The organism is Flavobacterium sp. (assembly GCF_027490375.1).
Classification (GTDB): Bacteria; Bacteroidota; Bacteroidia; order Flavobacteriales; family Flavobacteriaceae; genus Flavobacterium.
In genome coordinates, this window is sequence record NZ_JAIXYH010000093.1 from 1 (window position 1) to 15405 (window position 15405).

Sequence of the window (15405 nt, forward strand, 5' to 3'; positions counted from 1 at the left end):
AACCGTCGTCAACTACCACTTATCTGACAGTACGGAATTTAACCGAAACGATTTTACGGGTTTTCCGTAAATTTTGAGGAAAATTTCGGCAATGAAAACGCGAGGTGGAAATTTGAGTTTTCAAGCGAGGGAATGAACCAGTGTCGACGGCGATTCGATTTAGAGAACCGCAGTCTGCCTTGGTTTGTGGTCGGTTGTGGCCGTTTGTGGCTGCTTGTGGTGAACCGTAGAAAACCGTCGTCAACTACCACTTATCTGACAGTACGGAATTTAACCGAAACGATTTTACGGGTTTTCCGTAAATTTTGAGGAAAATTTCGGCAATGAAAACCCTTTTATAACGATTTCCCACGAGCGATTGCAGTGGATAGCTTGCCGCAGAAAAAGTTACTTTTTGCGGAAGTTTAACGGCGACAGCGAAAGCCGGAAAAACGACCTAGCAAAAAGTGCTTTTTATGTGGCAACTAGAAACGAAAAGCGCGGCCTGCCCGACCCGATTCACTTTAAAACGTGAGTTCGACATAAAAATCTTTGTTAGATCGCTTGAAATAAAAGCTTTAGATTGGCTACTAATAATTTCGATGCACTATTATTTTTAGCTAATCATTTAAACAGTCGCTTACGTCGTTGTATTTTTTTGAGATACCTCGGTATCCCAAAGAAAAGACGCCTTGTAATCAACCATTTAAATGATTTCTAACTTTGATTTTTATATCGAACTCACGTTAAAAACGGGCAGGCGTGGCATAAAAACCCTTGTTAGATCGCTTGAAATGAAAGCTTTAGATTGGCTACTAATAATTTCGATGCACTATTATTTATAGCTAATGATTTAAACAGTCGCTTACGTCGTTGTATTTTTTTGAGAAACCTCGGCATCCCAAAGAAAAGACGCCTTGTAATCAACCATTTTAATGATTTCTAACTTTGATTTTTATATCGAACTCACGTTAAAAACGGGCAGGCGTGGCATAGGTAAAACAAAAAATTAAAAAAAGGCTTTTCCTTTAATCGAAAAGTGCTTTGTGTACTCTTTGGTAATATTTGGTTACCTCTACGATAAGCTACTTCTGGTAAGTACTTTGTCTTTGAAAAATGTCAACACTTTTTGCAAAACAAGGTTAGCTAATTTACCATTAAAAAAACCAACTACGAGTCCGAAAAGAAAACCTAAAACTAGTACGTTGCGAGTGCTCGAAATGTGAAAAAACTCATTAATCACTGAAGACGAAACCGCGGAGAAAATACCTGTGAAAATTGTAGACGCAGCAATAACTAATGCACGAAATCCGGATAAAAACGACTTTTTATATAAGCCATACAAAACCGCGGAAGAAATGATACCTAGCGATGTTAATGCCAGTAAACACAAACAACAAAGAAGAACTATAGCGACACCTACGCCAAACAAAATGAGCATAATTGCTATTGCAATCATTGCAAAAAAGAACAACCCCGGAGCGAAATCATTATCTACATTTGTTGAACTATCAATCTGAAGTAGAATATTAGCTGCTGAAATTAATAATGAAATCATTAAACCTTTTTTTAATAAAAATAGACAAGTTTTCGATAAGTTCGATTTTTATGTGACTTAAATGCTCATTAAAATGCAGCCTGTCGTAAAATTGTTTTTCCGAAAGGAATCAAAGTAAGCGTTTCGACACGCTTGGAATTGGCATTGCGCAATCGCACGATTATTTGATTCTTTTTGTACTTGGCTCGATGCTTCTCCATGAAATTGTAGCGAATTGTTTCTTTTGGTTTGTACGTAAAATCACTGAACTTTTCCGCGTAAGTTCTTCCTGTTAGCTCTTTGTTTTCAATAGATTTCGCATACAATAAAGCTCCATAAGCAAAATAGTGTTCATTCTTCGCGCTCTTTTTAATTTGAACTTCTGTTTTGAATTCGAGTTCAATTAGGTCGTCTTCTTTAAAAGTGCGTTCAATCTTTATGTAGTTGTCTTCGTACACAAAACGCTCGTTTGTAAGCACTTGCGTTGCCCATGCTGGCTTACGAATTTTGATTACCAGACTGGTTGGCGCACTCAAACGGATACGAAACGTCATTTTATTTTCATATGGATAATTGGTTTCATTGATAATTTTGACAGAACTTTCGTTTACTGTGGTTTCTAAAACGTTAGGCATCAATAGCGTAGCCACGAATGTCGACTCGTTTTCACGCATCCACGAGTTTTGAACGAAGTAGGGCGAAATTCTTCCGGCATTCGGATTGCAACAAACAGCAACATCTTGATGTGCAGCCGAATACTTGTAGCGCGTTTGTTTGCGATCGGGTTCTACCTCGCCGTTTTTCGTGCCCAACATTTCGAACGAATTATCGGTTTTTAAATAAGCAATACACGATTTCTCCGGATGTCGCGACCCTTGAGCCGCATTGTAAAAGATGTTTTCAACCTCATCGGCCACGACAGCCGAGCCCGTTTTTTGCAGTAGCAAACAATAACTGTCGAGCAATTCTTGAAGCGAACAATATTCGTAACCGGTATGCGACGCGTCGGCCGTGCGTTGGGCAATCCATTCATCGCCGATAGCACCACCTGAAACCGTCACAACCGACTTAATTTTTTCTAAATACCGACTCAAAGCAGCATCTACCGCACCATCTTTTGCCGCATATTTTGCAATGATAAGCGTTCGAATATGTTCAAAAGTGTGAACGCCGTGCGATTGCAACAGATATTTCTCGTTGAGTACATTTTTGAGTTGAACATCGGCTTCGGTTTGGAAAGTATTGGAAAAATCGCGGTATAAAAACAAAGCGTACTCGCGGTATTTCTCGTTTTGTGTGTGATAAAAAAGGCGTTCGAGCACATCGGTAAAAGTGAGTCCGTGCGATACGCCGCCGTTAAAACCGGTTCCCGACGAAAACGGACTCGAATTATGTATCGGATACGCTTGCATAACATTGTCGACAGCACGTTCAACAGCTTCAAAAACTGTTTTATCGTTCGCATATTCGTGATACGCTAATAAACCGCGGTAAAGTGTTGCTTTTGCCCACAATTCGCCGTTTTCCGATTGAAATTGGTAGCGTAAATCTTTGTCGTAAATTCCGAGGTAACCGTCGGCATCTTGCGTTTGTAATATGCGTTTTACGTACGCCTGAACTTTTGCAATGCCTTCTATGTCGCCTAACAGCAAGACATTTCGCAAATAGCCGTCCCACCAATTCGATTGGGTTTCGCTGTTCCACCATTTGTACTGATCGTCGCCTGCTGCATCGCCTTCTTTCATATTGCCCAAATCTTTGGCTTTGGAATGTTTGCCCAAACGTTCGCTGCCGTAAATCGGATCGTTAATGAGTTCCGGAACAATTTTATCGAGATTTCCTACAAAACCCTCAATATCCGCCTGCATTTGCGTGCGCAACCAACCTTGCGGCTTCACACTTCCAAAAGGCAAGCTTTGGAATTTCTCCCATTGTTGCGCTTTCGCGGAAAGAAATTGAACTAAAAAAATGATGATTACTACTTTTTTCATTGTTTTTGCATTTCGAATTCGAGTGTGCCGCCTTGTTGAATTTGTTGGTAAGAAATCTGATTATCCGTACGTTTTGTACCGTTTAGATAACAATCATTTCGGTAAATCGTATTTTTGGTAAAGCCTTTTGCTTTTATGAGAAATTCGGTTCCGGAATTCAGCAACAATTTAGCTTCCTTTAATTGTGGAACGCCCAAAACAAAAGTTCCGCTGGCTGGATTAACCGGATAAAAACCCAAAGTTGATAAAATGTACCAAGCACTCATTTGCCCGCAATCGTCGTTGCCTATCATGCCATCGGGCGTATTGTTGTGAAAGTCGTTGATTACTTTGTGAATATACTTTTGTCCGACTTTTGGAGTATCGGTAAAAGCGTAGAGATAAATAATGTGGTGACTGGGTTCGTTGCCGTGTGCGTATTGCCCGATCATGGCTTCCTGACCGAGAAATTTGTTCGGATTTAAAGCTTCTGTGGTGAAGAATTCATCGAGTTTCTTTCGGAATGCGGTTTCGCCACCTAGCAAAGTTCGCACGCCCGGAATATCGTATTGCGTTGGCGTCCAGAAGTACTGCCAAGCGTTGGCTTCGGTGTAATCGCCGGGATTGTTTAGTGGCGAAGTAGCAGTTAACGGATCGAATGGCGTGCGCCAATTTCCGTTTGTATCTTTTCCTCGGAAAAACCCCGTTTGTTCATCAAACAGATTTTTATAATAATTACTTCTTTTTTCGAACTCTTTTTGTTCGACGTGCTTTCCTAATTTGCGTGCCATTTCGGCTACACACCAATCGTCGTAACCGCTTTCTAAAGTTCGAGAAACCGCTTCATTATCGAGCTTATCGAACGGATAATACCCGTAAGCATTGTACAATTCCCAATCGGAATTTATATGCGATTTCGTGGCCGTTTCGTACATAGCTCTAAAAGCTTCTTCTTTGTCAAAACCGGAAAATCCATTTTCTACGGCATTCAAAATCATTGGAATGGCGTGATTTCCGATCATGCAGTAATTGTCTTGTCCCCAGGCCGTCCAAATCGGTAAAAAACCTTTGGCTTTGTGATGAAGTAACATGCTGTTTACGATGCCGTTAATTCGTTCTGGAGCCACCAGTTGCAGCAATGGAAAAGCACCTCGATAAATATCCCAAATCGAAAGTGTGCTGTAATATTCGTTGTTGGGAGCGGTTGCAATTTTGTCGTCTGCTCCGCGATATTGTCCGTTCACGTCGGCAATGTTCGATGGTTGCAGTAAAACGTGATACAAAGCCGTGTAAAACAACTCCTTTTGTTTTTGACTGCCTGAAATTTCAATCCGATTCAAATACCGATTCCAAGCGGCTTCATTGGCTTTTCGAACTTCTTTAAAATTCCAATGCGGCAACTCGGCTTGCATATTTTCTTTTGCATTAGAAACGGAAACCGATGAAAGGGCAATTTTCACCAACAGTTCGCGCTTGTTTTCTAGCTGGAAGTCGAGAAGAAATTTTGGTGCTCTATCGTTGGGTTTTCGAGTCACTTTCGTGGAAGACTTGAAAGCTTGTGAGAATGTGAGTGTGAAGAAATACGATCGATTCACCCAATTTTGTGTGGAACAATAGCCGGAAATGGTTGAATCGTTTTCAATGCGAACATCGCTCTCCACGACCAAACCTTTCGGATTATTTTCGTCGAAAACAAATCGAAGTCCGTGTTGGGTATCAACAAGCACTTGGGCTTCCTTTTCTGGAAATCGATATTTGTGTAAGGCTACGCGATCGGTACAGGTAAGTTCAACAAAAACCTCGTCTTTTTTGCGAAGCGCGTAGTAACCAACGGCTGCTTTCTCGGTCTTTTTGAAATAGGCGTTTTTCAATTTTTCCTTTTTCGGATTTATGGGTAACAGCAGAACATCGCCCATTTCGTTGATTCCCGTTCCACTAAAACGCGTCTGTGAAAATCCGAGTAGTAAGGTGTCTTTATATTGATATCCGCTCGTATGATTCCAACCATAATCTTTGTTATCTGGGCCAGGTTGCACCATTCCAAAAGGCATCGACGGACCAGGAAATGTATGTCCCGTGCCGTCGGTTCCGATAAACGGATTTACGTGTTTGCTGTTTTTCTGCGAAAGCGCAAGCTGTGATACAATCAAACACAGCAGCGGTAAAAAGCACTTTTTTAGTTCCATAACGACTCCATTTGTTCTAAGGTTTTGTTTTTGGTTTCAGGAATACGCTTCCACACAAAAAACACTGAAAATAAGCAAATTATCGCGAACAAATAAAACGGAAAAGCTCCGTTAAAGTAGGAATCTAACGACTCGTTGGCAACCAAAACGGGGAAGAACTGCGTGACTAAAAAATTAGCAATCCATTGAATAAAAACGCTGATTGCCAAAGCCAAACTTCGAATTTTTGAAGGAAAGATTTCCGACAACAACACCCAAACTACTGGCCCCCATGAAACGCTAAACGAGGCCATAAACAGCAGTAAAAACGGCAGAATCAAGTACGATGCTACGGTGTAAAAGACACAAATTCCGACGCCGAGTAAACCCACAGTCATGCCCACAGAACCGATAAGCAACAGCGGTTTCCTTCCCATTTTATCCACCCATTTAATAGCTAATAAGGTAAAAATGAGATTCACAACGCCTAAAACACTGGTTTCTAATAAGGACGCGTTGGCCGAACTACCTAAATTCTTGAAGATTTCCGGCGCGTAGTACAATATGGCGTTTATACCACAGAATTGCTGCAAAACCGACAAAACAACTCCGACAAAGAGCGCTTTTCGAAATGTGGGTTTAAAAAGCGACTTCCACTGATTATTCGAAGTTGTTCCGGCATGTTCATCGATTTCACGACGAGCCGCTTCCGCCTCTTCCCTACTGTTAATCCGATCTAAAACCGCCTGCATTTGCTGCTCTTTTCCTTGCGTTGCCAACCAGCGCGGACTCTCAGGAATCAAAAACAAACAAACTAAAAACAAGATCGATGGCAAGAGTTCCGAACCGAACATCCAACGCCAACCGGTGGTCAAATTCCACTGTGTATCGCCTTGTAATGCAATAAAATAGTTCACGAAATAAACCAGTACAATGCCAAGCACTATCGCTAATTGATAGTTTGCCACAAGGGCTCCGCGTTTTTTAGCTGGCGCAATTTCGGCCAGATACATCGGTACAACCATCGACGCTAAGCCAACTCCCACGCCACCAACGATTCTGAAGAAAACAAAAACGCTAAAACTCTCGGGAATTGCAGTTCCGACAGAATTTACTGTAAAAAGCACTGCCGAAATGAGCATGGTTGGTTTGCGTCCGTAGCGACTGCTCAACGAATCGGAAAAAAAGGCACCGATTAAACAACCCACCAGCGCACTTGATATTGCCCAACCCGTTTCGACGGCCGTCAGATCAAAATAGTTGGTTAAACTTCCGATAGCGCCCGAAATCACAGCCGTGTCGTAACCAAAGAGCAAACCGCCTAATGCCGCACTGAATGTGATGTAACGCAAATATTTTTGATTAGAACTAGGCATAACTCGAAAGATTTTGTTTCAAAAATTGCTTGAATTCATTATTGATATCCCATTGATTGACAAAGGGTTTTTGCGAAAACGGCTCTTGCGGTAGATATGGAAACGGACCAAATTCGGGCGTTATGGAAAACACAGCTTTTGAACGATGTAGCTGTACGATTTCCTTCCACCACGCCAAAAATTGTTGCACGTGTGAATCCCATTCCGGTGCAAACGGATGGTTTACTTGAGGCGCTTGCTGCCAACCTACTCGCGCATGCAAATGCCTGATTCTCGGAAATACTCGTTTCAAAAAATGCGCTTGCCCTTCGAGCATGCTTTCTGAAACAACGCAGAAGTGTGATAAATCGCCGACTAATTCCAATTTGGGAAAAATATCCAAGTACGGAATTAATGTTTTGGCATGAAATGAAAATCGGCCGCGGTGAATTTCGTGGTAAATCGGAATTTGATACTGCTTTGCGAGTTGAGTAGTTGCTTCAATACAATCGCAGTTTTCATAGAAATCGAAATAATCGCGACCCGTATGTGAATTCACGAAAGTAGGTTGTAGTTCCAGCAAATACATTAACCGATCGCTCATACGTTGTTTGTAGGAGGCAACCGCTTCGTCTCGAAAACCCAAGACTTGCTGGGCAATGAACATGAATTCGGGATTTACGCTTTCGCGGATGTTTTGCAGTGCTTGTTTAAACTCGCGAACAAACGAATCGCTGTTTGGAAAATTGATTTCCACGCCGTCGTAGCCACTTTCCACAACTTTCGAAAGAAAAGCCTCTGCCGACAGCTGTTCTTGGCCCCAGAACGGAGCGATGTATTTTAGTTTCATGGCTATTTCGAGGAGTATAAAATCGGGTTTAAAGGCGTATCAATTTCGCGACCTACCTCAGCTCCCGGACACCATTTATGCCAGTCTGTCTCCTGATTCTTATTTTCCGGCTGCTTCAAAATCATGTTTTCGTCCATGTAAATCACCGTCATTACTTTTCGCATTTCGTTGGTTGTATTGGCTCCCGCTCGGTGAAAAACCCAACCGGAATGAAAACTGATTTCGCCCGCGTCGAAGGCTTCAATAACGTGCTCAAAATCGGTTACACGCAATTTCTTTTGGATGATCGCTTCGCTTTCGTCGCCAATAGCTAACTCCCGACCTTCAACCAAACGATGACTGCCCGCGCTAAATTCCAAAGGCCCCATTTCGAGTGGCGTTGCCTGAAGCGGAATCCACGCTGTAATGGTTTTATCACTCGACAACGGCCAGTAGTACTGATCGGCGTGCCAAGGCGTTATTCCTCCTCCCGCTTCTTTAAACAAGGCCTGATCGTGGTACAAACGCGCTCCAGAAGTTTGCATTAAATCGGCAGCAATTTTCGCAATTCGTGTACTGAAAACCAACTCTTTAACCACATCGTTCTCAAGCCATAGATTAAATAACTGTAAGAAAGCTTTACCGTAGGTAGTACGATCTTCTAAAGCTGTATGTTCGGTGTTCATTTGTGCTACCTGCTGCGAAATTTGCTCGTTAAAAAACTGCAAGGTTTCAGAACTCAACACCTGTTTTACTTTGATGTAACGATTCGTGTCGTAAAAAGCTATTTGCTCTGGAGTCAATTCCACGAAAGTGCTTAACTCTTCTTTGATGTGTGCCGGAACTAGCATTTGCGTATTTTTTGTGTTCGTAATCGGTTATAGAAATGAAAGTTGTTCAACAATCCAAAACTAGAACAAGCTCGTACGATCAAATACCTTAAAATTGACAAAATCTAACACTATATTGAATTTTTAACTAGCTTTATCACTCTAAAAATTCATAATAAAGTTGAAGGCGTATTTAGAAGACATACCATTAGAGAAAGGCCGCCAAAGCTTGTACGCCTACCGATTTGAACTGCCTTTTTTTGAATTCAAATGGCATTATCATCCGGAGTATGAATTGACGTATATAGTTCGCGGATCCGGATTTCGATTGGTTGGCAACAAGTACGAAACCTTCGAAGCCGGCGATTTGGTGCTCTTGGGAAGTCATGTGCCGCACACCTGGTCGAGTAAGGATGCGGCCGAAACTGTTGAAGCCATCGTTGTACAGTTTACACCTGCCCTATTTGAATCGCTCGGAAATTTACGCGAATGTGCCCGAGTAAAGTCGCTATTAGAAAACGCGTCTAGCGGCTTGGCTTTTGAAGCTTCCGTGGAATGCATCAGCGATTTGGAAGAAGTGATACAGCGAAAAGACTTCGGGAAAATTGTTCAATTGCTGCTAGTTCTAGACCGATTAACGCAATTATCTTCTCGAAGAATTGCTCCCAATGCGGCACACGTAACAGTAAGCAAACAGCACGAAATGCGAATTAACAAAGTGTGCTTGTACATTCAAAATCGGTTTGCTGAGCCCATAACTTTGAAAGAAGTGGCCGAACTTATTTTTCTGACGGAAAGCAACTTCTGTAAGTTCTTCAAAAAAGCAGTAGGGAAAACGTTTTCCGATTACCTGAACGAAATTCGGATTAACGAAGCAGCGCGACTGCTGTTGCAAACTGATCAATCTGTAGCGCAAATAGCCAACGACTGTGGGTTTGAAACGCTCAGCTATTTCAATCGGGTTTTCTTGCGAAAGAAAGGAAGTGCTCCTACAGCTTACCGTAAATTACATTAATATTTTACGACCCTAAACGATTTTGCTCGTCTTCTAAGCCGGTTGATCGTTCGCGCATTTTCTTTACCGAATCGCTACCAAATTTGTAACTCACGTTTAAACGTACCTGCCGACTGTCGTAACCACCGTCGCCACGAATCGCTAAACCGCCAAATTCGGTATTTCCGTGCCAAGGCGAGGTAAACAAAATATCTGAAAAAGCGAGTCGAATATTGAGTTTTTTCTGAAGCAAAAGTTTCTGAAACGCCACATCTAATGAACCAATTGAAGCGGTGCGATACGTTCCGCCCCAAACGGCCGGCGACGAATACCAGCCCGAAACTTCGATAGTATATTCTTTGGGTAACGAAAAAGTGTTTTGTCCGTAAAAGCTCAAGGTTTCTTGTGTTAACGGAACAAATTCTGGACTGTTGGCTGTGTATTTACTCTGAAATGCGTTCACACTCGCGTACACATTCCACCAATCTTTAACATTAAACGGATACGAAATACCCAAGTTAATAACTTCTTGATTAGCAACGTTTTTAGTAGTTAACGAACCTTTCGTTTCATCTACAATTTCGGTTACTTGAGCGAAGAAATCGGTTACATAAGTGTACGTTAAACTGGTGTTTAGCGTGTATTTGTACGTATGGCTAAACTTGAGATTGTGTGTGTATTGCGGACGCAAAAACGGATTTCCTTGTTGGAAATTTAGTTCATCAAGTTGAAACTGAAACGGATTTAAAGTTTGGTAATTCGGACGTTCGATACGACGCGAGTAAATAAGTGCCCAAGAGTGATTTTGATTGGCCGCATACGTTAAACCTCCGCTCGGAAATAAGTCGGTATAGCTGCGTTTCACCACTTGGTTTTCAGAAACCTGATTGGCAGTAAGCTCGCCTTTCGATTGCGTATTCTCAGCGCGCAATCCCATTTGAAAGTTAAATTTACCAATGTCGCGACTAAAATTCACGTAAAGTGCATTCACATTTTCAGTATAGTCGAACGCATTACTTCGATTCGCATCAAAAACCGGTATGCCGTCTTCAAAATCGAACAAATCGAAAACGTTCGTTGTTTTTACCAACGAAAACTTAGCTCCAGCGCTGAACTTTCCTTTCAAAAGCGGCTGCTCGTAATCGATTTTAGACGTGTAAATATCGATGTCGGTTGGCGTTATTTGTCGCGTAATCTGACTGCTCAGCATTTCGGTTTCCGTCGGGTTGTAATAAATATTTGGCTGATACGAATCGCGGTCGCTGCTGTACAAACCGTAATCAACGTCGATATTTAATTGATGACCAAGCGAATCTTGATATTTGTAGTTTACGTTGGCATATAAATTTTTGTTAGTTGCCTTAGCAATGTTGTTGGCGCGCAATATACTGTCGGTACGCATTGGGTTTAGCAAACCAATGGGCGTTCGTGTATTTCCGTAGGTGTAATTGTTGTTGAAATTCCCCGAAACTATCGCTCCGAAAGTGTGTTTACTGTTTGCGGAATAATCGTAACCCATGCGGAAATTATTAGCGTTAACACCGGATTCGGTACTGCCACGAGAGTTCAAAAACAATCCGTTTTGCGTGCGGTACAGGTTTATGAAATTGTAATTACGCCCGAATCGATTGCTGTAGTTGGCGTAAAAATTACCGTATTTACTGCGGTTATTAATTGTTACGGCATTAACTGTGGTTGCATATTCGCCCACATTTAAACCCGTAGACACGCTTCCGTTAGTACCAAATAACTTGCTTTTCTTAAGTTTTATGTTAATAATACCTGCTGTTCCCGCGGCATCGAATTTAGACGACGGTTGTGTAATCAGTTCGATGGCCGAAATATCGGTCGCTTGAATGGTTTTCAAAAAATCGGTTAAATCCGAACCACTTAAAAAGGATTGCTTTCCGTCAATGTAAATCAATACGCCCGATTTTCCTTCGACAATTAAATTATCGTTATTGTCGATAACCACGCCCGGAGTTTTTCTCAACAATTCAAAGCCTGATGTTCCGGTAGCGTTAATTGTATTCTCAACTTGAAAAACGGTTTTATCGGCCTGAACTTTAACAATCGGCTTTTTTTGGCTGATTACGACTTCAGTAAGTTGCGTCGATTTTGGTTTGAGTTCAAGCGCTCCTAAATCGGTATCGGCGGTAAGCGCAATGCCTTTCCGGATTAGTGTTTCGGCGGCTGCCGCTTCGATTCGCAGATTGTATGTGCCGGCAGCTACATTGGTAAACACAAATTGAAATTGTTCGTTAACCGAAGTTGAAGCCACTACTTTGTTTGCAGCAGTGCTTAAAGTTATGGTTATCGGCAGGTTTGCTTCGCTGGCCGAATCTATTTTCCCCGAAAGGGTAAATCCGGAATTTTGTCCGTGAACAAGCGAAGTTAGTAATAGGAAAATGACAAATGCGCTGCGAGAAACCGACATAAAGAGGAAATTTTAAAACGCTGCAAAGAACGTACTTTTCCGTAAGTATCGCCCCTTAATCCGCCGAAAAGTAGCGTTAAAAAAACCACACGGAATTGTTAGGTTAACGATTGGTACTTTTTTTGGGGGTGCCGGCGGCGTAGTCGTAACGCTTCGCAAACATTTCGCTGAGCCGCCGTCGCGCCATTCGTTTTATCTTTTTGGCAAATGTTTAGTGGAGATCCCGTTCGCCAAAAAGGATATCACTGCTGTCGCTCACCCAGAAATGAGTTTTACGTAAGTAACCAAGAATTGTATAACATTGAAATAAGAACATCATTTTCAATGAGCGAACACAAACATTTATATCAAAATTAGGTGGTTTGTTGGCAAAAAATAAAGGTTCCAAAAAATTTGTTTACAAGAGCTTACGTTTTATCACTCAAAAAAATCCGCAAGTGTTTCTACTTCTTCGCACTTGCTACTCTTTCATTTATTAGTAAAAATTTCAAGTGCTTTTTCAAGAATTTCATCCCGTTCTTGTTCGATCCCTAAAGCAGTTTGCTTTACTTCGATATCGGGCACTATTCCTATCCGTTGCGTTTCTGGACCGTCGGGATAGTACACACCAATGCCCGTAAACGAGGAGTAAATACCGCCGGGTAAAACCAAATTAGAGACATTTCCATCGGCCGCTGCTGTAGTCGTTCCAACAATCAGCGCATTCGGATGGGCTTGATAGGCCATAGCATGAAATTCGGCGGAACTTTGCGTTTGCTCATTTACTAAAACAATCACTTTCCCTTTGTAATAATTGCGATTGCGTATGCCCGTGAACATAGGCTTGGTAAATATGAAGGTTCCGGGTTGCTGTAAACTAGTGTTTGTAAACCTGGCGAAGGCTATTTTCTTGGGAAGAAAATAGCGAGAAAGCACTTCCAAAGGGAAATCGTTCGGATAATTGCGAGCATCGATAATTATTGCTTTTGACTTTCTTATTTCTTCCCAAATTTTAGGGACATACGCTCTTTTTAAACTTCCATTATTCAGGTAGGCAATATCGGTGTCGATCCATTTGAAGCAGCTGTCAATTTCGCGTCTTCTGCCGTAAATGTCGATTTCCGTGGGAGAAAAAGTAGAAACTTCGATACTTTCCAGTTTGCCCTTGCGCAGAAATTCTAGACGCATTTTTGTTTCGTTAGTCCGCAACAAATTCGTGGCAATATCGCGAAGTTTGGTAGGCAAATTCGAAGCCGGAGTTACGGGAAGCCGCTCGTTTACAAGGGTTTCAATTGATTTTTCGTTTATTTTGGTAATAACATCACCACGTTTTAAACCTGATTTAGCGCCCAATTCTCGATTGTGGAAATCAGCTACCACAGCTTGTTTCTCTGCAAATGTAACTTTTGCCACGGCATACCGACTGCCAAAATAGGTATTCAAAACTTCACTTTTGTTTAATAAAGTTGCATGCGTATCTTGTATTTGAGTAATGAGTTGCAGAACCGCGATTGTGTATTCCGTCTCATTCTTTGCATTCAAAAACTTAGGCAAGAACGCCTTTAAAACCGACCGCCAATTTTCGTCAATGGCATATTTATAAGGAAAAAAATACTCAATCATATTCCAATACCGGAACAAGGACACAAGTCGGAAACCGGCATCGGGATAAAGCATTTCATCGTAGGCCTTTTCGTTGGTGAATTGCGGATTTCTAACCTCCGGATAGAAGTCGACGTAATAATGCTTCTGTGGGCGTTTAGCGGATTCAATCTGTTGTAAAAGTGCAATTAATTCTGGTGAAAAATCTGAAGAAGTAAACCAACTAAAATCGGTTTGAATTTTAATTTGGGAATCGCGTAGTTTGGTCTTTTTGCTTGTTTCGATCGTTCCAAAACTGCGAACCCAGTTACTTAGACATGTATTAAATTCCGCTAAATCATGCGCTTGTAGTACTTTGGGTAAAATGCGCAACAGTTCGTAATCCATTTGGTAATTTCCTGCGGCACAATTTGGATGATAGTATTTGAGAAACCCCCAAAGCAAACCCAGTTTTTCTAAACGTGCTAAAGTTATTTCATCGGTAGGAATAGATTGAATATTGGAACCGCTGTCTAAGGATTGGTCGTAGTCTGCTGGGAATTTTTGTTTTTGAAAAACTTTAGCTTGCGTAACATCTACGCCGTCAATGCTTACGCGCAGCTGGTCGATCCACATTTTACCGGAACCTACTAGTAAACCACCTAAGGCAATTTGCGTAGTATTTTCAGGTGAGAGTTCTAGCGTGAGTTCGTACTTTTTCCAGTCGGTTGTACCTTTAATTCCGGAATTACTCATATTGTCGATTGCAATATTGGGATCAATTCGAATCCAAATGCCTGCATAGCCATTCTTGACGTTTTCTGTTTTTACGTATGCAGAAACTGTTATCGTTTTACCGGCATAATTTTGGGGTAAAGTATAGCCAATGGCTTTGTAATCGTAATTTGTGCCGTTGTAAGATAAGGCTGCGCTGTAATTACCATTATACCTTTGGATGGAATCGGCTGAAACTTCGTATTGGTCACTACCAAATGAATACCAACTGGAAAACGAACCTTTGTTTTGAAGTTCAAAATCGAAATCGGCAGTTACAGCAGACTGTGAAAAAACAAGTGTTGTACAGAGAACGAGCAAAATGGTTGGTCGTTTTTTCATTGTTAGCACTTTGAGATCATTCCAAAAATAGGCGCTAACGAGAAAGTAGCACTGCGGTTTAACGAAAACTTACCACATAAAGTAGATTGAGGCAAAGATTGACAAACGAGTACATTCTCGAAGAATTTGGTACAGCATCGACTAATGTTCTAGGTACTTCGGTAGATTTTTGTGTTAAGAAACGTAGTTCAAGTAGCGCAAATACATTAGTGTCTTAACATGGCAATAGTTCAACACACTGGAGTCGCAGCATTTCAATTTAGTACGCTATTTACTTTTCTCTTTTTTAGCTTTTTTTAATTCTTTCGCTTCCGGTATTTCCGGAATTCGCTTTTCACCTTTACAACCACAGACTTTCGGTTGACCACATAGGCACAGAGGAGACATAGGTTGCTAAATTTTATTATTTGTAAGAGTATTGTAGTGATTTGGGAAACGAACCGTTGGTATTATAACTTCTTTTAACCTTTTTAAAATAGTATTTTTGACATTGGAGTTACCAAACATGTACCGAAAGCAATAAAACTAAGGTTGTCAAGTTGTAAGCGAATTATTGGCAATAATTTGATCGAAATTTCTTTGGTTCGTATTCATATAAAATTTCTCTGACGCCGGAGAAATCTGACTTTGAAG

General features: G+C 41.4%; 9 protein-coding genes. 1 reads left to right on the forward strand and 8 read right to left on the reverse strand.

Annotation, left to right across the window (positions count from 1 at the left end; genetic code table 11):
* Positions 1 to 1054: 1054 nt before the first annotated feature.
* The 6 genes from Q0064_RS13885 to Q0064_RS13910 all read right to left on the reverse strand — a co-directional run bounded on the left by Q0064_RS13885 (position 1055) and on the right by Q0064_RS13910 (position 8686).
* Positions 1055 to 1537 carry a hypothetical protein gene (locus Q0064_RS13885; RefSeq protein ID WP_298148807.1) on the reverse strand — a complete coding sequence of 161 codons (483 nt, stop codon included), beginning with the start codon at positions 1535 to 1537 and terminating at the stop codon, positions 1055 to 1057.
* A gap of 68 nt (positions 1538 to 1605) precedes the next feature.
* On the reverse strand, positions 1606 to 3507 hold the full coding sequence (locus tag Q0064_RS13890) for a beta-L-arabinofuranosidase domain-containing protein (RefSeq protein WP_298148808.1): 1902 nt from the start codon (positions 3505 to 3507) through the stop codon (positions 1606 to 1608).
* Complete coding sequence (locus tag Q0064_RS13895; protein WP_298148809.1) at positions 3504 to 5672, reverse strand: GH92 family glycosyl hydrolase; 2169 nt, start codon at positions 5670 to 5672, stop codon at positions 3504 to 3506. Before Q0064_RS13895 ends, Q0064_RS13890 begins: the two co-directional genes overlap by 4 nt.
* Positions 5663 to 7027 (reverse strand): sugar porter family MFS transporter, encoded by a 1365-nt coding sequence (locus Q0064_RS13900; RefSeq protein WP_298148810.1) that lies wholly within the window; start codon positions 7025 to 7027, stop codon positions 5663 to 5665. Before Q0064_RS13900 ends, Q0064_RS13895 begins: the two co-directional genes overlap by 10 nt.
* Complete coding sequence (locus tag Q0064_RS13905; protein WP_298148811.1) at positions 7020 to 7856, reverse strand: sugar phosphate isomerase/epimerase; 837 nt, start codon at positions 7854 to 7856, stop codon at positions 7020 to 7022. The genes Q0064_RS13900 and Q0064_RS13905 overlap by 8 nt, the downstream gene beginning before the upstream one ends.
* Positions 7857 to 7858: 2 nt before the next feature.
* The gene (locus Q0064_RS13910; protein WP_298148812.1) at positions 7859 to 8686 is read right to left on the reverse strand and encodes a phytanoyl-CoA dioxygenase family protein; all 828 of its coding nucleotides are present in this window, start codon (positions 8684 to 8686) and stop codon (positions 7859 to 7861) included.
* A 160-nt stretch (positions 8687 to 8846) separates the two neighbouring features.
* On the opposite strand from Q0064_RS13910, the gene Q0064_RS13915 reads away from it, so the two are divergent.
* A complete protein-coding gene (locus Q0064_RS13915) occupies positions 8847 to 9680 on the forward strand; it encodes an AraC family transcriptional regulator (RefSeq protein WP_298148813.1) in 834 nt (277 codons plus the stop codon).
* 4 nt (positions 9681 to 9684) lie between these two features.
* Here the strand turns inward: Q0064_RS13915 and Q0064_RS13920 are convergent, their stop codons facing one another.
* Together Q0064_RS13920 and Q0064_RS13925 are read right to left on the reverse strand one after the other, a co-directional pair.
* Entirely contained in the window at positions 9685 to 12096 is a 2412-nt protein-coding gene (locus Q0064_RS13920; protein ID WP_298148814.1) for an outer membrane beta-barrel family protein, read from the reverse strand.
* Between the two features lie 468 nt (positions 12097 to 12564).
* Entirely contained in the window at positions 12565 to 14772 is a 2208-nt protein-coding gene (locus Q0064_RS13925; protein ID WP_298148815.1) for a S41 family peptidase, read from the reverse strand.
* Positions 14773 to 15405: the final 633 nt, after the last annotated feature.